Source organism: Pseudoalteromonas sp. NH0006-26 (genome assembly GCF_057552415.1).
In genome coordinates this window covers 263065-282547 of the sequence record NZ_BAAJMJ010000003.1, presented here as the reverse complement: position 1 = coordinate 282547, position 19483 = coordinate 263065, and the positions used below count along the sequence as shown (strand labels likewise).

Genomic DNA, 19483 nt, shown 5'->3' with positions numbered 1-19483 from the left:
TGTGAGCGACGTAAAACCAAATTATGAACAGCTAGCCCAACAAATAAAGCTATGGGGTCAACAACTTGGCTTTAGTGAAGTGGGTATTACTGACATTGATTTAACTAAGCATGAAGCACAGCTACAGCGTTGGCTTGATGCGGGTTTTCATGGCTCAATGGATTATATGGCGGCACATGGGATGAAGCGCGCTCGCCCTAATGAGTTAGTACCCGGAACACAGCGGGTTATTTCAGTTAAAATGAATTACCTCCCACCTGATTCTGGCTTCGCCAAAAACCTTAAAAATACCGAAAAAGCCTATATCAGCCGATATGCCCTTGGCCGTGACTATCATAAGTTGATGCGCAACCGAATCAAACAGTTAGGTAAAAAAATTGAACAACATGTGGGTGACTATAGCTTTAGACCTTTTGTTGATTCAGCCCCTGTACTTGAACGTCAACTCGCTGAAAAAGCGGGATTAGGCTGGCGCGGAAAGCATTCTTTATTAATAAATAAAGAGGCGGGTTCTTGGTTCTTTTTAGGTGAGCTTTTTGTCGACTTACCTTTACCTATTGATAACGAAAACACTTTTGAGGGCTGCGGCAAATGCGTTGCCTGCATAACACTTTGCCCTACTGGTGCTATTGTAGAACCTTATGTGGTTGATGCGCGTAAGTGCATTTCGTATTTAACTATAGAGCATCAAGGTGCTATTCCTGAGCAATACAGAGCATTAATGGGAAATCGCATTTATGGCTGTGACGATTGCCAATTGGTATGCCCATGGAACCGCTACGGAAAAATTACTGATGAGGCTGACTTTCATCCTCGTACACAATTAAAAAACAAAGATTTACTCGAGTTATTTGCTTGGGATGAAACTACCTTTTTAAAAAATACCGAGGGCAGTCCAATCCGCCGCATTGGCCATGAACGTTGGCTACGAAATATAGCCGTTGGCTTAGGCAACGCAGATTTTAGCCCGGCAATTATTGCTGCGCTCGAAGATAAACGCCAAACGGTAAGTGATATGGTGGGTGAACATATAAATTGGGCACTCGCCCAGCAACACGATAAACAAAGGCAAAAGCTACGTAAAACAGCACGGTTAATTCGTATAGTTGAAAAAGGCTTACCCAGAGACGCATAAGCCTTTTACCCTTTTAACCTCCTCTGCGATCTCTTAGTTCTCTTTGTGCATAATTTACTAATATATGATTTAACACAGAGAAGAAAATGAGGAGTAAATGAGAAGCCACAATTAAAGTACAGATTTTAGTTAATCTGTAGCGCACACCTTTCGTATTTAACCTTTAAAAGACGCGACATAAAGTCGCTGCTACAAGTTAATGTATCAATCGTAGCAAGGAGTTTACCCCGCGCCTCGCAGCCCGTAACCCGCACCTTTAGCCTTTGTCTGTAATCACTTCCTCTGTAACCTCTTAGCTCTCTTTGTGCATAATTTACTAAGTATCCTATTGAACACAGAGAAGAGAATGAGGAGTAAATGAGAAGCCACAATTAAGGTACAGATTTTAGTTAATCTGTAGCGCACACCTTTCGTATTTAACCTTAAAAAGACGCGACATAAAGTCGCTGCTATAGGTTATTTGCCTAATCGTAGCAAGCAATTTACCCCGCGCCTCGCAGCCCGTAACCCGCACCTTTAGCCCTTGTCTGTAATCACTTCCTCTGTGACCTCTTAGCTCTCTTTGTGCATAATTTACTAATATATGATTTAACACAGAGAAGAAAATGAGGAGTAAATGAGAAGTCACAATTAAAGTACAGATTTTAGTTAATCTGTATCGCACACCTTTCGTATTTAACCTTTAAAAGACGCGACATAAAGTCGCTGCTACAAGTTAATGTATCAATCGTAGCAAGGAGTTTACCCCGCGCCTCGCAGCCCGTAACCCGCACCTTTAGCCTTTCAACAATAAAGCGAGATCTTGCTCTATCTCTGAGAACGCTTTTTTAACCTGATCAACAGATTCTTGCCGTGCCACCGAATTTTGTATTGTTTCATCGACCTTTCTGTAAATAAACACTTCTTGGTCTTCATCGAGTCCCATGGTTGGGATCCGCTCTTCTAGCTCTTCTTGAAGTCGTTTAAACACTTTTTCGTTATTTATCCGGCTGTCGTTAAGCAATCCAATTAAACTATGAAACTTACTGTGAACAGTACTCGCCACTTTGTTTAATCGCTCTTGCTGCGAAACCAACATTTGCTTAGTGGTAATAGCCCGCAACTGCTGCTCAGTTACACTAACAATAAAGCAAATATGGTCACGAATTCGCCCGTGTTTTTGCTCGTCGTGTTCTGGCATATTTAAAATCAGCAAACTGACAAACTCGTAATTAACTAAAATTCGATGAGAAAATTCATGCAATCGCCCTTTGCTTTTAAGCATTTCAAATAACTCAATAACAATGGGTGAACACACGCCATTTAATGCAAAGTGCGATTTCATATCGTTACATCTAAATTCAATATTACTTTGCAAGTTAAATGCCTGTAAGCACTCCACTAACGCCTTGCCTAACTCCTCTACATCGTTAATAAATCCAATATGTTCAATATAGTTAACTATCTGCCCCATTTCACTACTGTTAGCCATGGCATTAAAGGCGGTAGAGGTTGCTTCTTTTACCTGTTTTTCCAGTTGCTGTTTTTCTAGTAAAACCTGATTGAGTTTCTGTAACTTTTGCTTTAGTTCATCGTGCCCAAACGGTTTTACAATATAATCTTCAGCGCCGACAGAATACCCTTCCATACGCTCCTCAACCGTTCCCCTTGCGGATACAAACATCACAATAATGTCATGCGTAATAGGGTTCGCTTTAAGCTCTTTACATACCTCGTAACCATTCATTTTTGGCATGCTGACATCAAGTAAAATAACCTGAGGCATATACTCTTCAACCATACTTAAACACTCTTGGCCACTTGAGGCGAGCCTGAGCTCAAAGTCAAGTTCCTCTAGAATTTCTTCAATTATTTCGAGGTTAAATGGTTCATCGTCGACTGCAAGAATTTTAGTTAAAGCCATAATTTCTCATCCATATAAATCGTGTTCATTAAAACAATTCTGTTATTAGCTACTATTTTTCGCTAATTGCTCATCGGCTAAATATTCATCGAGGTTTATTTCTAAAGGAACTTGAATACTAATAGTAGCCCCACCTTGAGGGTTATTACAGGCTTTTATAGTTCCTTGATGTAAAGAGACAAATTCACGACACAAGGTAAGCCCTAATCCAGTACCACCTGCGCCACTATTTGTTTTACTGCTTTGCACAAACTTTTGAAAAACCGTTTCAAGTTCGTCTTCAGGTATTCCTATTCCGCTATCTATTACTTCAATATTTGCACAACCATTGTCTGTTTTCATGACAACTTCGATAGTGCTATGTTCTTTGCTAAATTTTAATGCATTACTCAATACGTTTCTAAGTACCTGATTAATTTGCTCTTCATCGCATTGCGCTATAACAGGTGGGTTTTCTGATTTAAATGCAATCTTAATATCTTTTTCTATGGCAATCCCAGCCACATCATCAATGCTTGTTTTAACAATAGTCGTTAAATCGCATGCTCGCGGGTTAAATGGGAATTTACCTACATCTAATTTCGACAAATCGAGTAGATTGTTAAGTAATGACAGTAGCCTTTGCCCACTTGATTCTATTCGGGTTAAATATTTTAAAAGTTTATCTTTACTAAAATCATCCTCTTCAAGCTTACTGATACCAAAGCGTGAAAAGCTTAGTATGGAATGCATGGGGGTTCTTAGCTCATGTGACATATTCGCCAAAAACTCTGATTTGCTTAAATTAGCTGCTTCAGCAATGTTTTTCGCATGCTCAAGTTGCGAAGTCCGCGCTCTGACCTGCTCTTCTAAAAGATCTTTCGCCTCAAGCAGTAAATCTTCTTTTTGTTTTAAATGGGTTACGTTTTTAAAAATAACCGCTAATGCTATCTCACCATGATGATCAATTTCATTAAATGAGCCAACAAGTGGAATTTTACTCCCATCTTTATTGACTATGTGTAAGTCACAACTAAATTGCCGATTACTGTTTAGGGTAGATATTTTATCTTTAATTGCCTTTACTGAATCGTCATCTAAAAAGTGAAATAACGAGTGAGCAATGAGCTTTTTAAACGGTAAATTAAATAGCTTTAAGCACGCGTCGTTAGCCTCTACTATTTTGCCTTTACGTTCAAAAAGTAAAATTGGATCGGGGGTGTTTTTAAAAATCACTTGCAGCAAACTGTCTTTTTCAATCAGAACATCGACTGTATCTTGTAGCCTTTCAACTAGCTCTGCGTTATGACGTTTTAGCAGTTCGGTTTGCCACAACTTATGTACTGCTTGTAATAACACATTGTCATCGAGTGGCTTAATTAAAACGTCTTCAACGCCTTGGCGAATCGCTTCAATCATAGAAACCTGAGCAGGGCGCGAGGTTAATAATAAGCAGCGGCTATGCGGTTGTATCTGCTTGAGGCTAGTAAATATATCTAAGCCAAGCCCTTCTTTTAAACTAAAGTCACTAATTAAAATATCAATCGTTCTGAGTTTGGCAATGTTAAGCGCCTCATCATGATTTGTAGCTGTGTATACCTCTATATGTGCACCCACTAAACTACTTTTTAGCATTTCTAAACGCTCACTAACATGATCAACTAACAAAATAGTAGGCAGTTTAAAAATATGATCAGGGCCGATTTCTAGTAACCCTTCAATAAATGAGGTGATTTCTTTATTAGAAAAAAATGGATAAATAATAGTGGCATCTGGAACAAGCTCGTTTAATTTACCAAATGCATCAAGCAGTTCACCACTTTCAGCCTTGGGCGCTAAAAGTAAAAATGATTGGTGGGTCGCTTGTTTTACCAGCGAAGCAACCAGAGTTGTTGGTGTCCCTTGTGAAAAGGCAAGCATATCGTATGCATCTATGTTGCTGCTTTGATCAAACATAGAATAATGAACTAATTCAACTTCACAACCAATTAGCTCAAGCAGTACTTTTAAGCGCATAGCAATCATGCTACTGCTATCAATAATAAGTATTTTTTGCGCCATTTATGTACACTTTTAAGAATTAATTAAACACCTTTTCAGCATAGTATAGAATTTTTGGTTTGGCATAATCGTCTACATAAATGTAATTTTTGCTTGCCTATAGTTGTGGGATTACATTAAATGCTTACCAAAAATAGTCAGGCTGTACAGCTGGTTATCCATCCTTGCAACATTGGGCAACTCTCCCCATACTGCAAAATCAAAATGCTTAAATAATTTAATGCTTGGTTCGTTATGGCTAAAAATAAACCCGAGTAACACTTCAATATCGAGCTTTTGTGCTTGTTGTTGTGCAAATTGCATCAACTTTTTACCCAACCCTTTTCCTTGGGCTGCCGCCGTAATGTAGATGCTTAGTTCAACGGTGCCATCGTAAGCTGGGCGCCCATAAAACGATTTATAACTAACCCAGGCTAATACTTGGTCATTTTCGCAGTAAACAAAAATAGGTCGTTGAGCTGTATGGCTATCAAACCAAGGTTGTTTGTCAGCAACGGTTACTTCTTCGGTATCGGCGGTCACCATTCGACTAGGGATAGTTTCATTGTAAATGGCAACAATAGCAGTTAAATCATCAGGTTTTGCTAAACGTATAGTCATAGAAAATAAGTAAAATTGATCAATTTTGTCTATAGTAGCGTATGATAAGTTACATAAACACCCATCGAATCGCATTCAAGGTAACCGCATGATAAGAAAATTAATATTCGGATTAACATTGGCTCTAGGCTGTGTATCTGTAACCACCAATGCAGCAGACACTAACAGCCCTTCAGCAAAGACAGATACCTGCGATGACTTCACAAATGTGTCACTGAGAAAGCTTCGTTCAACCGAAACGCTTAATCTATGTGAATTTAAAAATAAGCCACTGTTGATTGTTAACACTGCCAGCAATTGCGGCTTTACTTCTCAGTTTGAAGGGCTAGAAACGCTATACAAAAAATATAAAGAGCAAGGCTTAGTGGTGCTCGGTTTTCCATCTGACGATTTTTTTCAAGAAGAAAATGACGAAAAAGATACGGCTAAAGTCTGTTATGTAAATTACGGCGTTACTTTCCCTATGTTAGCCACCAGCGCAGTGCGTGGCAGCGATGCCAACCCTATTTTCAAGCACTTAAATGCAAAAACTAGTTCACCTAACTGGAATTTTTATAAATACGTGGTTTCGGCAGATCGTCAATCAGTGACTCGCTTTAACAGCCGCGTCAAACCCGATTCAGCAAAATTAGAAAGCGCCATCAAAAGTGCATTTTAACTTTGTGTTTTCAGTTTAACCTTACTAAGATATTGCTTAGTAGATAAAAAACTAAACTTATAAATAGGAGATTTTATGGCAGTGGCAAGTGCAAGGCACATACTCGTAGACAGTGAAGCACAATGTTTAGACCTTAAAGACAAAATTGAGCAAGGTGAAGACTTTGCAGAGCTGGCTAAATTGCACTCTAATTGCCCGTCTGGTCAAGATGGTGGTGCATTAGGTGAGTTTGGACCTGGTATGATGGTTCCTGAGTTTGATAAGGTGGTTTTTTCAGCGCCACTTAACCAAGTACAAGGGCCTGTACAAACACAGTTTGGTTACCATTTATTAGAAGTAACCAGCCGCTCAGAGTAAGCAAATCGATTTATTAATAAAGCCGCATTAGCGGCTTTTTATTTATGTGGAGTTGGCAAAAGCCCCAATATGCAATTACTTGGCTCTATTTCTTCCCCTTATGTTCGCCGTGTCAGAATTTGGGCACAACAAAATAACTATGAGCTTGAGTTTATAAATCTCGACATTTTTTCAAGCGATGACCGCTCTTTAATGATGTCGCACAACCCGGCAGCTAAAATCCCTATCTTAATTGATGGCTCGCTTAACTTAAGCGACTCAAACACTATACTGCGTTACTTACTTGAAAAAACACAGCAGAACCCGCTAACTTGGCCGCAAGAGCATTTTTTAACTAGCATCAACGCCTGTAACGATTCATTGGTTGAGTTATTGATATGTCAGCGCTCTGGGTTTGACACGCAAGCTGATAAACTATTTTTTAATCTGCAAAATGAGCGAATTGCGCAAACTTTAGACTATTTAAATGATCATTTAAACGATGATGAATTTAAAAGCTGTGAATGCCTCAACATCAGTTTATACTGCTTGCTAGATTGGATCTGCTTTCGTGAACTCACTGATTTTAGCGCACAGCCGCAGTTAGTTAAGTTTTATGAAGCGTTTAGTCAGCGTCAAGCGGCTAAAAATACCAACCCTCGACTCAAATTTTAAAAGGTGAACACATGAGCGATATCGAAATTGAATCACAACTAGTTAGCTTTGTAGAAAAAGTACGTGTTAGTGAGCAGATCTGGGCACTAGGTGCACAAGATGGTGGCTTTGTTGTATGTGAATCAAATCAGTTTGACGACACCGATGTACTTTTACTGTGGGAATCAGAAGACGCAGCAAAAGAGCAGTGTAAAGAAGAGTGGAAAGACTACAGTCCAGTAGAAATCAACCTAGATGAATTTTTAGATGATTGGGTTGAAGATCTTAAATCGGATGATGCTCTGGTTGGTTTAAATTGGAATGACGATCAAGTGTGCGTAGAAATTGAACCAGTTGGTTTAGCTCGCGCTTTAAGTGAATAAGTTTTAACTGTTTATTTGCTGGCACTACCCCAATTAACAACAACGATTAGTTGGGGTATAAAATAATAAAAACTGTCAAGGTACTGCGTTGAAAACCCATCTTGGTCGTCGTCCATTCTCAGCTATGGAGCTGCATACGCTCTATACCGGATATATTTATAGTGATACTCGGCTTGCCCGCGAACAAGCTAAGCACTGGCACTTTTGGCTGCCTTTAATTGCGTACTACAGTGGCGCTTACAGTGATGAAATTGGCTATTTAACCCTAGATGACTTGGTGGTTGAAAATAGCATTCTCTGCTTTAGCTTTCATACTCATGGTAAAATTAAACCCCGTTTAATTCCTGTACATAACGCCCTTATTAAGGCCGGACTTAATGATTATTTAGCCTACGTAAAAGCGCAAAAACACACACGTTTACTGTTTGACCTCCCAGCAAAAACAGGACGCTACAGTGAAAAAGTACGCATTTGGTTTTCAGGCGAGGGCGAACGTGCGGGGTATTTGCAAAAATGTGCAATTCCTTCCGTGGATCAACTCGGAATGAAAACCGCGATTAGTAGTTTGCGGCTTAACTTTGAACAGCAAATTCGTATTTATGCCCTGCAAGCAGGCTCTAAAGACTGCTTCAATTACCTAATGGGCTTTAATGATTACCCTAACGAGCATTTTGCCGATACCAAACTGCTTAATACCGTATTACAACAAATTCGTGTTATCAATTCCCACCTACATTGGCAGCGTTTTTTAGCGCGAGATAGCCACTGACAAACTTTGTTACTCTTTTCCTTCTTATTGCTAACAAAAAAGCTGTTAGGATGGTGTGTACTCACTCTTCTAACAACAAAAATCTAGGGATAACTATGTTTTTTAAAAGCCTCTTAACCGTGAGCGTTGCGCTTGCGATGAATGCTGCTAACGCTAACGAATTCGTCATTGAAAAGCTCGCAAAGCCAAGTTCACAAAAAGTCGCTTTAACGCTCGACCCAAGTCAGGATACTTTTACAGGAATGACTGAAATCAGTTTGGAGGTGCTTAAACCAACACGCTATATTGAACTCAATGGTGTTGATTACGCAACCAAAATGGTTCAACTATTGGGTGAGCAAAACTGCGACTTAAACAGCGAAATGCTTAAAACCGGTAAAGTTAAATTTAGCTGCGAAGAGCAAATTCAGCCGGGTAAATACACTTTAAAAATTGATTTCTCAGCGCCATATAATCGCCAAAGTGTGGGGCTATATAAAACCCTAGATCAAGGCGTTCCTTATCTTTTCACCCAATTTGAAATGAGCGATGCCCGTCGAGCGTTTCCTGTATTTGACGAACCAAGCTATAAAATTCCATTTCAGTTAACTATTACCGCCCCCACTTCACAAAAAGTGTATTCAAATACACCTGAGTTAAAAACGACGGTGAATGGTGATATGACTACCCATTACTTTGATAAAACGCCACCAATTCCATCATACTTAGTAGCTATGGCTGTAGGCCCGTTTGAAGAGCTAGAAATTAAGGGTATGCCAATTCCTGGCCGTGTAATTACTCCACAAGGTAAAATTCATTTAGCACAGTATGCAAAAGAGAATATGCCTAAAGTACTGGGCGCACTTGAAGAGTACTTTGGAATTCCTTACGTGTATAAAAAATTAGATTCAGTGGCTGTTCCAGAGTTTCCGTTTGGGGCAATGGAAAATTCAGGTTTAGTGACTTACCGCGAAGATATTCTTCTGGTTGATTTAGAAGCTGCAACGCGTAGTAAAAAGCAACGTAATGTTTCTATTATTGCCCATGAATTAGCTCACCAATGGTACGGTAACTTAGTGACTATGAAGTGGTGGAACGACTTATGGTTAAACGAAGCGTTTGCAAGCTGGATGGCAGCAAAAATTACTAAGCAACTTAACCCTGAGTTTGAATCACACCTAGATTTACCACAAAACAATGTAATGGCGTTAGATGCTCGCTTAAGCACTAAGCCAATTCGTAAACCAATTAAAACTGAAGCCGATATTATGGACGGTTTAGGCCTTGCATACAGCAAAGGCAGCTCAGTACTGGCGATGGTTGAAAATTGGATTGGTGAAGATGCATTTCAAGCTGGTATTCAAAATTACTTAAAAGAGTTCTCATATAAAAATGCCGAAGCCGCCGATTTATGGGAAGCACTCGGTAAGGCTTCAAATAAAGATGTGGCGAGTGTTTTGAAATCGTTTATTGAACAATCGTCATTTCCTTTAATCAAGGTTGATCAGCAAGGTAAAACTATCACTATTTCGCAAAGCCGTTTTGCTAATGCCGGTGTTGATGCTCCAGCCCAACTGTGGAATGTACCCGTTGCTATTAAATATGGTGCTGGCGATAAAGTAAAAACTGCCAGTGTATTACTTAATAAACAAAGCCAAACGCTAGAATTAGATTTTGAGCCAGAGTGGATATATCCAGACCAAGGTGCGCTAGGTTACTACCGCTGGGTCATGGACGATGCGCAATTTAACGCACTAATAGATAATGCAGCGAGCGTATTAAACGACCGTGAGCGCCTTGCACTATTATCGGCCACTGACGCTTTACTTGACGCAGGTGTAATTTCTGCTGCTAAGCTGATGCAAACGCTTGAAGTTTTTGCCAGCGATAGTCATCCTCGCGTGGCTAACACTGCTTTAGGTTATTTAGCATCTCAGCAACGTACCTTTAAAGACGATAGCAACAAAGATTTATGGCCTACATTTATTCAAAATGCAGTCATGCCTGCCGCTAAAAAATATGGCCTAGAGGCAAAAATGGGTGAGGATGGCGCTGTTGCTCAACTGAGAGCTGCGGTGGTATCGCGTTTAGGCTTTGATGGTGAAGATAAGAATGTGATCAATAAAGCTAAGCAACAAACAGCCGCTTACTTAAACGATCCGCAAAAAGTAGACCCTTATTTAGCGGGTACTTACTTACGCCTTGCGGCTTTTCATGGTGATAAAGCGCTGCTTGATCAATTTATGACAACCTTTAAAACCACTAAAGATCCACAAGTGCGTACCAATATGCTGGCTGCAATGGGCTATTTTGGTAAACCTGAACTTCAAAAAGCTGTGCTTACATATAGCTTAACCGATGAAGTAACCGCTTCTGATATGCGTACTATTTTATCGGGGCAAAGTTACACCGATGAACGCCAAGCACTGTTTATTGATTGGGTTTATAGCAACTACGATAAAGTAACAGCAAGTTTACCACCGTTTTTTGTGCCTAACTTACCTTACTTTACTACTGCTAGCTGTGATGCTGAAAGTTTAGCGACAACGCAAAAATTCTTTGACGCTAAACTTGATGAAGTTCCTGGCTATGCGCGCACATTAAGTAAGCTTGCAGAAAGTACGAATGACTGTATTGCACTTAAAAACCGTGAACTACAATCAGTAAATAGCTTTTTAAACAGCAAATAAGTTAAAGTTTAAAGGATGGTGGGCTGCGGGCAACGGGCCGAAAACCTCAAACTCGGGCTAATGGCTGATGTTTTCTCATTAACTTCTCTTTGTGTAATAAGAGCTTAAAAAATTATTCACAAAGAGATTAAGAGGCGCTGCGCTTTTAGAGCTAGTGATTAAAGACAAAGATAAAGGGTTAAAGGTTGAAGATTTTATCTTGCACCTTTTGCCTTTAGCCCTGCACCATTCTATTAACCGCCAATAATCATCGTTAGCTTAGCTATAAACTCTTTTGCCGCTTGTTCAGAGTTAATTTTAAAAGCGACACCATAATGAATAGGCTGTGCGCTTTTATAAATACGAGTCGGAAAACGGGTCATTTCACTGCTATGAAAATAGCCTTGAGTACGCACAACCCCATCAATATCAGTAAAGTCATCACTAAACACTTCAAATGCGGGGCGGATCACAATTTTACCTTTCCCCGTTTCGGCATGGGTGTAAAACGCTTCTTTAGAGTTTGCTAGCATATACTCAGCAATGTTTTTTATTTTAAAGTTACTTCTACACTCTAGTTTGATCAGCTGCTCTGTTAACTCGTCTGCACTAAATGCCACGTGACTTTCCTTTTTATTTAATAGGGGGTCAGACTAACTCATGCATGAGTGAAAGTCCGAAATTTATTGTTTATTTAACACTACATACAAACGCTAATTGCTGGTTTTTATAACTCAACCGGCTAATTTCAGTATCGCAATATTGGCTTAAATCAAGCCATTGCGATATGTCAGAACCTGCTGTTAGTTTTCGTTGATAGATACGGTTTTTAATTGCGTAAGCAATGGTATTTTCATCTTTTAAGATGAAGTCTTGTACTTGGTTTGGCAGCCTAAGTATGTTGCTCACCCGCTTGGTTTGTGGTTCCAAACGGGCTAAGTGATGCTGGCCATTCTTACTATGACTAAATAAAAATTCCCTCTGCGCTTTATTATAAATAAGTGTACGACCAATGTTATTTGCTACAACCTCACCTTTAGCCGCAACAACCGAGGTATATTGTAATGTATGTGGCTCGCCTAAAATAAACATTACTAAATCGTTGTTATTTCCCCAAGCGTGATAGCCCACAGGCTCAATCCAATCAAAAATACGACTTGGTGCCTGCTCTGTACTCAGCGGATATTGCCATAGTTTTTGTTTGCCATCTTCCTCAACCACGATGGCAGATAAACTATCGCCATTCGGTGTTACTGTTGGCGAATACTCACTTACAGCTGTATTTGTGATCATAGATGTTTGTTTTGATGATAAATCATAACGTGCAATATCAGTTTGGCTCTGCTTATTACTGATTACCTCACGCGTATAATAAAGGCCCGTATCGGTTAAATGGGGCTGATTGTTGTAGCTGGTTTTATCACTAACAATGCTTACGCGTATGCCATGCGGGGTATTTAAATCGGCAAGTAGTATTTGACTTTTAGGCATATTTGCTTGGGCAACGCCTAATGTTAAAGCATTAATTGTTATTAGCCCTAACAACGGTTTGATCAGTTTCATGCTTTCTCTCGTTTTAATTTTAAGCACCTCATGATAACGTTATTTACTGATGACGTCACTTGACCTAGCTTAGTAAGGTCTTTATAACTAACGGGTCATAAAAAAGAGAACAAACATGTCAGCTAAACACCCTATTATTGCAATCACCGGCTCATCTGGAGCAGGCACTACAACCACCACCAATGCCGTGAAGCATATTTTCCGCAGCCTCGACATCAATGCTGCATTTATTGAAGGTGATAGCTTTCATCGCTATACACGTCCTGAAATGGACAAAAAAATTCGAGAAGCCCAACAAGAAAGTAAACATATCAGTTATTTTGGCCGAGAAGCCAATGACTTTGGTGCATTAGAAGACTTATTTACTAAGTATGGTGAAACAGGCGAAGGTAAACTGCGTCGTTATTTACATACCTTTGATGAAGCCGTGCCTTATAACCAGTTACCAGGAACATTTACTCCTTGGCAAGAGCTTGAGCAAAACACAGATTTAATGTTTTACGAAGGCTTACATGGCGGCGTGGTCGACGAAGATCATGATGTTGCTAAGCATGTTGATTTACTTATAGGCATGGTGCCAATTATTAACCTTGAGTGGATCCAAAAGCTTATTCGCGATACCTCAGAACGCGGTCATTCTCGTGAAAAAGTAATGGACTCGATTGTGCGCAGTATGGATGACTACATTAATCATATAACGCCGCAATTTTCACGTACCCATATTAACTTTCAACGAGTGCCAACCGTTGATACTTCTAATCCATTTAGCGCTAAAGATATCCCATCCCTTGATGAAAGCTTTGTAGTTATTCGCTTTAGGGGCATTGATGACGTTGATTTCCCGTATTATTTACGCATGATTGAAGGCAGCTTTATGTCGCGGATCAATACGCTTGTGGTACCCGGTGGCAAAATGGGACTGGCAATGGAACTAGTGCTTACGCCACTGATCAAAGATATTATTTTGAAAAAGCGCGCCTTAGCAAAATTAGCCCCACCTGAAATTCCTATTTAAGTGTATCGCTCATTTCTTAGAGACTACTTGGTTCATAAGACTTAACAACATATGATGATCTTATGAAATTGCCCACCTCTTTTATCAAGTGATCGCAAATACATTCTGCTCTTTTTTGTTTAGTCTAACTCACGTACACTGCTGATTTTAAGTATGATGAGAGCAGTATGTCGCAAGCTATTAAAATTGTTGTCGGGTCTAACAACCCAGTAAAAGTAAATGCCGCTAAACACATTTTTGCGATGTATTTCCCTGAGCAGATAATTGAATGTAGTGGCGTTCACGCCCCCTCTGATGTACCCGATCAACCTATAGGCGAAGAGCAGACGTGTTTGGGTGCACAAAACCGAGTTAACTACTGTAAAGCACAGCATCAAGCAGACTACTACATAGCGATGGAAGGTGGCGCAGCGCAATTTAGCTATGGTGCAGCAACCTTTGCCTATGTTGTTATTGATGACGGCGCACAGCAAGTTACAGGCCGAAGCAGCAACTTACCTTTGCCCTCAGTTTTTTATAAAGCATTGCTGCAAGGTGAAGAGCTCGGAGACGTGATGGATAAGGCTTTTAATACCACCAATATCAAGCAGCAAGGGGGTGCTATTGGTTTATTAACTGATCATCATGCAACACGAGAAAGTACCTATACTCAAGCGCTGACTCTCGCCATGGCGCCTTTTCTTAATCCCACTTTATATAATCAATAACGGATGTTTTAATGAAGTATAACTACGTATTATTTGATGCCGACGAAACCTTATTTAGCTTTAATGCCTTTGCTGGCTTAAAAAAAATGTTGGCAGCTTATGACATGGATTTTACCAAGGCAGATTATGACCATTACCAAAATACCAATAAGCCATTATGGATTGCCTATCAAAATAACGAAATTACCGCAAACCACCTGCAAGTAACTCGTTTTAGTGAGCTGGCAAATAAGCTTGATGTACCAGCTAAGCAACTTAATGATGATTTTTTATCGGCAATGGCTGAAATTTGTATGCCTTTACCCGGTGCGGTTGAATTATTAAACGCCCTAAAACCTCATGCCAAATTAGGTATTATCACTAATGGCTTTAGTCAGCTGCAAGCACGTCGCTTAGCACATACGGGGATGCAAGATATGTTCGATTGGCTGGTAATTTCTGAAAAAGTAGGTATTGCTAAGCCTGCAAAAGAGATATTTGAGCACACCTTTAATTTAATGGGGAATCCACCGAAAGAGCAAATTTTAATGGTAGGTGATACCGCCAGCAGTGATATTCTTGGTGGACGAAATGCAGGCATAGACACCTGCTGGTTACAGCACCCTGGGGTAATCTTACCTGAAGGTATTAAGCCAACGTATCAAGTCACTGAGTTAAAACAGTTACAAACTATTTTAGGTCTGACCTGACTGATTGTGCTGACAAACAGCCAAAAAAAATGACGCTAATAAGCGTCATTTTTTATAACTGTATGTAAGCGATTGACTGATTAGGCGTTTGCTAATTCAAGACCGGGTGCAGGCATCGAAACAGGCGTTTCAAAGGTTGCCCACTCCCATGCTGACTCAGTTGCCATAATTTTGCGTAGTAGCTTGTTGTTTAAATCATGGCCTGATTTAAATGCAGTTACTTTACCTAAAAGGTTATGACCTGTCATAAACATGTCACCTACACAGTCTAGTATCTTATGCTTGACGAACTCGTCTGGGTAACGCAGACCATTCGGATTTAAAACTTTAAATTCATCAAGTACTACTGCGCTATCCATGCTACCACCTAGTGCAAGGTTATTAGCATGCATGTATTCAATATCTTTCATAAAGCCAAAAGTACGCGCACGGCTAATCTCTTCAGTAAAGCTTTGTGCGGTAATATCTAAGCCAATGCGTTGGCGGCTTTCATTGATTGCAGGGTGATCAAAGGCAATCTCAAAGTCGATATGGAATCCGTCGTAAGGTTCTACTTCGGCCCATTTATCGCCTTCTTCAATACGTACTTTTTCTTTAATACGAATAAAGCGCTTCGCGACATTTTGCTCTTCAATGCCACCTTTTTGTAATAAATAAATGAATGGTAATGCACTACCATCCATTATTGGTACTTCTGAGCTATCAAGTTCAACAATCAGATTGTCGATCCCCATTGCCGCAACAGCTGCAATTAAATGCTCAGTAGTTGATAAGCGAACACCATCTTTGTTTATTAAACAGGTACACAATTGCGTATCACCAACGGCTTCAGGCGTTGTTTCAAAATCAACAACCGGATCAAGGTCGACACGACGAAATACAATCCCAGTATTTGCGCTCGCAGGTCGGAGAGTTATTGTGACCTTCTCACCTTTATGAAGTCCAATTCCTATGGCTTTGACTACTTGTGCAATCGTACGCTGTTTAATCATAGGTTCGCTCACTTTAAGTATATATTACAGTTAGACGGCGGAGTGTAACATAAATACGGTATAACTACAATATTCGTTCACATTTCGCACAAAAGTACTGTTTTTAATTAGTCTGCTTGTTTACGTAAAAAAGCAGGAATGTCGAAATAATCGCCACCCTCAGACTTATCTGTTTTCTTAGCACTGCTTGACGACGTATTCGCTGAAGAACTTGAAGAACTAGACGGTGTGCCTTGCTCCTTTGATTCAGTTTGCGAAGTCGTTGCTGACTCGTCAGTCGTGCTTGTGCCTTGGCTTGCGAAGCTAGGTACATACATGCTGCTTGTTTGTGTGCTTGAGCTAGTTACATCAGAGCCTGATGCTTTTTTGAAACCGTTATCTACAATACCAAACTGTGGACGACGATCGCCGCCTAAGCCAGTTGCAACCACAGTTACACGTAGCTCGTCTGTCATTTCTGGGTCAATTACCGCACCCACAACAACCGTTGCGTTTTCAGACGCTAGCGCCTTAACGTGATTACCCACAATTTCGAATTCTTCAATCGCGATATCCATACCCGCAGTAATATTAACCAAGATACCTTTAGCACCGGTTAAATCTACGTCTTCTAGAAGCGGGCTTGAAATAGCGGCTTCTGCTGCTTCTTGTGCACGATCAGGACCCGATGCAGATGCAGTTCCCATCATAGCTGTGCCCATTGCAGACATAACAGTACGTACGTCGGCGAAATCCACGTTAATTAGACCCGAGCGAGTGATTAACTCAGCAATGCCTTGTACTGCACCAAACAATACGTCATTTGCTTTTGCAAACGCATCCAGTAAAGTTGTTCCTTTACCCAATACTTTTAGTAACTTGTTATTTGGAATAGTGATTAACGAGTCCACAATTTCAGATAATTCGCTAATCCCCTGCTCCGCAGCAGCGGCACGCTTTTTACCTTCAAAATCAAACGGACGTGTTACCACAGCAACAGTTAAAATACCCAGTTCTTTAGCAATTTTAGCTACAACTGGCGCAGCACCGGTTCCTGTACCGCCGCCCATACCTGCCGCTATAAATACCATATCAGCACCTTCAAGGCTGGCACGAATGGTCTCTGCGTCTTCTTCAGCCGACTGACGACCTACTTCAGGGTTGGCACCCGCACCTAACCCAGAGGTTATTTGCGTACCTAATTGTACTGTTACATCAGCGGCTGAATTACGTAATGCTTGCGCATCCGTATTGGCTGCGATAAAACGAACACCTTCTATTTGTTGTTTTACCATGTGCTCAACTGCGTTACCGCCGCCACCGCCTACACCGATTACTTTTATTACAGCTTCTTCGCTGTGTTGTTCCATTATATCAAACATATTTACTCTCCGACTTGAGTACTAAAACTCGCCTTGAAACCATTTTGTGATGCGGTTCCACCAATTATTGTTATCATCCGCTTTCGACTTTTGTGCATTCATCGACTGCATAGTACGCCCGTATTGTAACAAACCTACAGCGGTTGCGTACGATGGATCATCAACATAATCAGTTAAACCTACTACACCAATTGGTTTACCTATTCTTACTGGCATCTGAAAAATATCTTCAGCCACTTCCATTGCGCCAGTCATTTTAGCAGTTCCGCCAGTAATGACGAGACCTGCTGCAATTTGGTCTTCTAATCCTGAGCGACGAATTTCCTCCATCGCCAACTCAAATAATTCTCTAAAACGTGGCTCAACCACTTCTGACAACGTATGCCTAGACATCAGTCTTGCTGGTCGCCCGCCTACGCTTGGCACTTCAATTGTGTCTTCGCTGCTCGCCATTTGGCTACTGGCACAGGCATATTGTACTTTGAGTGACTCTGCATGTGATATAGGTGTACGAAATATTTTTGCAATATCACCGGTTACTTGGTTGCCTGCCACCGGGATAACCGCCGAATGACGCAGCGCACCATTAATATAAATAGTGATATCCATAGTACCACCACCGATATCCAGCACCGCAACACCTAACTCTTTTTCATCGTCCGTCAGTACGGAGTAACACGAGGCAAGCGCAGTGAATATAAGTTGGTCAACTTCAAGCCCACAACGTTCAACACATTTTTCTATATTTTTAGCCATGTCGCTGGAGCAGGTAATAATGTGCGCGCGTGCTTCCATACGCACCCCACTCATGCCGAGTGGGTTTTTAATCCCCTCTTGCATGTCAATGCTGTACTCTTGTGGCAGCGCATGCAACATTTTGCGTTCAGCTGAAATTGGTACTGAGCGAGCAATATGGATTACATTTTCAATGTCTTCATCGGTTACTTCGGTGTTGTTAATAGCGACAACACCACTTTCGTTCTGACACTGAATATGTTTGCCAGAAATACCCAAATAAACCGAGCTAATACGACAATCAGCCATCAATTCAGCTTCATCAATTGCGCGGCGAATAGACTCAGACACTAAATTTAAATCGTTAACGCCGCCTTTATCCATTCCATAAGATACTTGGCTCCCCACGCCAACAATGCTGAGCTTGTTATCTGTGGTGATTTCACCTACCGTGGCCACTACCTTCGAAGTGCCAACGTCTAATCCAATCACTAGGTTTCTTTCTGCTGACTTAGTCATGCCTTACTCTTTATTATAATTGCTGTTCTTGCATTGGCTTATAGCTCACTGCAAGGCCGGTATCGTAGCGTAAATCAATTGCATCTATCTGTGCATCAGCACGTTGTTCTATACGTGAATAAACGTCTATAAAACGCTGTACACGCTTGGCTTTATCCTTGCGTCCTAAATTTAAACGCACGCCATTATCTAACCAAAGTTGCCACGAAAACCGCTCCGATAGCGCCAAGCTACTGAGCGTTAATGCATTTACTTTGAGCATTTCATCAAACTGTTTAAACGCTACCCATGCTTCTTTTTCACTGCCCTCTGGCCCATATAACTGGGGTAATGTGGCACTTAATTTATCACTTTTAGCTTCAAACGCATCGCCACTTTGGTTAATCAATAAATCACTGTTCCAGTGAGCGACCGCTTGATGCTCTACCACGTAAACTTGGATAGTATCAGGCCACTGTTTTCTAACCGATACCGTTGCAACCCAAGGCAGCTCCTGCACTAAATGCTGCACGTGCTTTACGTTTAACTCAAAAAAACTACTTAAATCCGCCTTTTTTATCGCGGCGGTTATTGCTTTTTCATCGGTGTATTTGGGATTGCCCAACACCGTTAAATGCTTAATCTGTGCATCTTTATTTTCAACTAACCAGTGCGAAACCCCACTGGTTATTTCAATTAACCCTATTACCACGGCTAGAAAAAAACTCACTCCAAAAATCAGCGACCAGTTAAGTTGCTGTTTTAGTTGCTGCGCTTTCTCTAAAAAGGGATGCATA

General features: G+C 40.7%; 19 protein-coding genes. 10 read left to right on the top strand and 9 right to left on the bottom strand.

Annotated elements, in window-relative coordinates; all coding sequences use genetic code 11:
* Nucleotide 1: 1 nt before the first annotated feature.
* Nucleotides 2-1135 carry a tRNA epoxyqueuosine(34) reductase QueG gene (gene queG / locus AC27JR_RS06330; RefSeq protein ID WP_487173097.1) on the top strand — a complete coding sequence of 378 codons (1134 nt, stop codon included), beginning with the start codon at nucleotides 2-4 and terminating at the stop codon, nucleotides 1133-1135.
* 775 nt (nucleotides 1136-1910) lie between these two features.
* Here the strand turns inward: queG and AC27JR_RS06325 are convergent.
* From AC27JR_RS06325 to AC27JR_RS06315, 3 genes are all read right to left on the bottom strand, one after another.
* Entirely contained in the window at nucleotides 1911-3038 is a 1128-nt protein-coding gene (locus AC27JR_RS06325) for a response regulator (protein WP_487173096.1), read from the bottom strand.
* 45 nt (nucleotides 3039-3083) lie between these two features.
* A complete protein-coding gene (locus tag AC27JR_RS06320; RefSeq protein ID WP_487173095.1) occupies nucleotides 3084-5078 on the bottom strand; it encodes a hybrid sensor histidine kinase/response regulator in 1995 nt (664 codons plus the stop codon).
* A gap of 111 nt (nucleotides 5079-5189) precedes the next feature.
* The gene (locus AC27JR_RS06315; protein WP_054202385.1) at nucleotides 5190-5678 is read right to left on the bottom strand and encodes a GNAT family N-acetyltransferase; all 489 of its coding nucleotides are present in this window, start codon (nucleotides 5676-5678) and stop codon (nucleotides 5190-5192) included.
* A gap of 88 nt (nucleotides 5679-5766) precedes the next feature.
* On the opposite strand from AC27JR_RS06315, the gene AC27JR_RS06310 reads away from it, so the two are divergent.
* The 6 genes from AC27JR_RS06310 to AC27JR_RS06285 all read left to right on the top strand — a co-directional run bounded on the left by AC27JR_RS06310 (nucleotide 5767) and on the right by AC27JR_RS06285 (nucleotide 11147).
* The gene (locus AC27JR_RS06310) at nucleotides 5767-6336 is read left to right on the top strand and encodes a glutathione peroxidase (protein WP_010390729.1); all 570 of its coding nucleotides are present in this window, start codon (nucleotides 5767-5769) and stop codon (nucleotides 6334-6336) included.
* A gap of 75 nt (nucleotides 6337-6411) precedes the next feature.
* Nucleotides 6412-6693: a peptidylprolyl isomerase gene (locus AC27JR_RS06305; protein WP_008114778.1), complete on the top strand. Its 282-nt coding sequence runs from the start codon at nucleotides 6412-6414 to the stop codon at nucleotides 6691-6693.
* A 69-nt stretch (nucleotides 6694-6762) separates the two neighbouring features.
* Nucleotides 6763-7347, top strand: a complete 585-nt coding sequence (locus AC27JR_RS06300; RefSeq protein WP_487173094.1) for a glutathione S-transferase family protein — start codon at nucleotides 6763-6765, stop codon at nucleotides 7345-7347.
* A gap of 11 nt (nucleotides 7348-7358) precedes the next feature.
* Nucleotides 7359-7709: a DUF2750 domain-containing protein gene (locus AC27JR_RS06295; protein WP_008114782.1), complete on the top strand. Its 351-nt coding sequence runs from the start codon at nucleotides 7359-7361 to the stop codon at nucleotides 7707-7709.
* 88 nt (nucleotides 7710-7797) lie between these two features.
* Nucleotides 7798-8478 (top strand): site-specific integrase, encoded by a 681-nt coding sequence (locus AC27JR_RS06290; RefSeq protein WP_487173093.1) that lies wholly within the window; start codon nucleotides 7798-7800, stop codon nucleotides 8476-8478.
* A gap of 95 nt (nucleotides 8479-8573) precedes the next feature.
* The gene (locus tag AC27JR_RS06285) at nucleotides 8574-11147 is read left to right on the top strand and encodes a M1 family metallopeptidase (protein WP_487173092.1); all 2574 of its coding nucleotides are present in this window, start codon (nucleotides 8574-8576) and stop codon (nucleotides 11145-11147) included.
* Nucleotides 11148-11380: 233 nt separating this feature from the next.
* On the opposite strand, the gene AC27JR_RS06280 is transcribed toward AC27JR_RS06285, so the two are convergent.
* Nucleotides 11381-11746 (bottom strand): hypothetical protein, encoded by a 366-nt coding sequence (locus AC27JR_RS06280; protein ID WP_008114788.1) that lies wholly within the window; start codon nucleotides 11744-11746, stop codon nucleotides 11381-11383.
* Nucleotides 11747-11816: 70 nt separating this feature from the next.
* On the bottom strand, nucleotides 11817-12689 hold the full coding sequence (locus AC27JR_RS06275) for a TolB family protein (protein ID WP_487173091.1): 873 nt from the start codon (nucleotides 12687-12689) through the stop codon (nucleotides 11817-11819).
* Between the two features lie 115 nt (nucleotides 12690-12804).
* On the opposite strand from AC27JR_RS06275, the gene AC27JR_RS06270 reads away from it, so the two are divergent.
* The 3 genes from AC27JR_RS06270 to yjjG all read left to right on the top strand — a co-directional run bounded on the left by AC27JR_RS06270 (nucleotide 12805) and on the right by yjjG (nucleotide 15100).
* A complete protein-coding gene (locus AC27JR_RS06270) occupies nucleotides 12805-13704 on the top strand; it encodes a phosphoribulokinase (protein ID WP_008114793.1) in 900 nt (299 codons plus the stop codon).
* Between the two features lie 167 nt (nucleotides 13705-13871).
* Nucleotides 13872-14411, top strand: a complete 540-nt coding sequence (yjjX, locus tag AC27JR_RS06265) for an inosine/xanthosine triphosphatase (protein ID WP_076919895.1) — start codon at nucleotides 13872-13874, stop codon at nucleotides 14409-14411.
* A gap of 11 nt (nucleotides 14412-14422) precedes the next feature.
* Complete coding sequence (yjjG, locus tag AC27JR_RS06260; RefSeq protein WP_487173090.1) at nucleotides 14423-15100, top strand: pyrimidine 5'-nucleotidase; 678 nt, start codon at nucleotides 14423-14425, stop codon at nucleotides 15098-15100.
* A gap of 80 nt (nucleotides 15101-15180) precedes the next feature.
* Here the strand turns inward: yjjG and lpxC are convergent, their stop codons facing one another.
* From lpxC to AC27JR_RS06240, 4 genes are all read right to left on the bottom strand, one after another.
* Entirely contained in the window at nucleotides 15181-16092 is a 912-nt protein-coding gene (lpxC, locus tag AC27JR_RS06255; protein WP_010390707.1) for a UDP-3-O-acyl-N-acetylglucosamine deacetylase, read from the bottom strand.
* 107 nt (nucleotides 16093-16199) lie between these two features.
* The gene (gene ftsZ, locus AC27JR_RS06250; protein ID WP_008110677.1) at nucleotides 16200-17453 is read right to left on the bottom strand and encodes a cell division protein FtsZ; all 1254 of its coding nucleotides are present in this window, start codon (nucleotides 17451-17453) and stop codon (nucleotides 16200-16202) included.
* A 21-nt stretch (nucleotides 17454-17474) separates the two neighbouring features.
* Nucleotides 17475-18707, bottom strand: coding sequence for a cell division protein FtsA (gene ftsA, locus AC27JR_RS06245; protein ID WP_131690501.1), 1233 nt, complete (start codon nucleotides 18705-18707; stop codon nucleotides 17475-17477).
* Nucleotides 18708-18720: 13 nt separating this feature from the next.
* Nucleotides 18721-19482 (bottom strand): cell division protein FtsQ/DivIB, encoded by a 762-nt coding sequence (locus AC27JR_RS06240; RefSeq protein ID WP_372859152.1) that lies wholly within the window; start codon nucleotides 19480-19482, stop codon nucleotides 18721-18723.
* Nucleotide 19483: the final 1 nt, after the last annotated feature.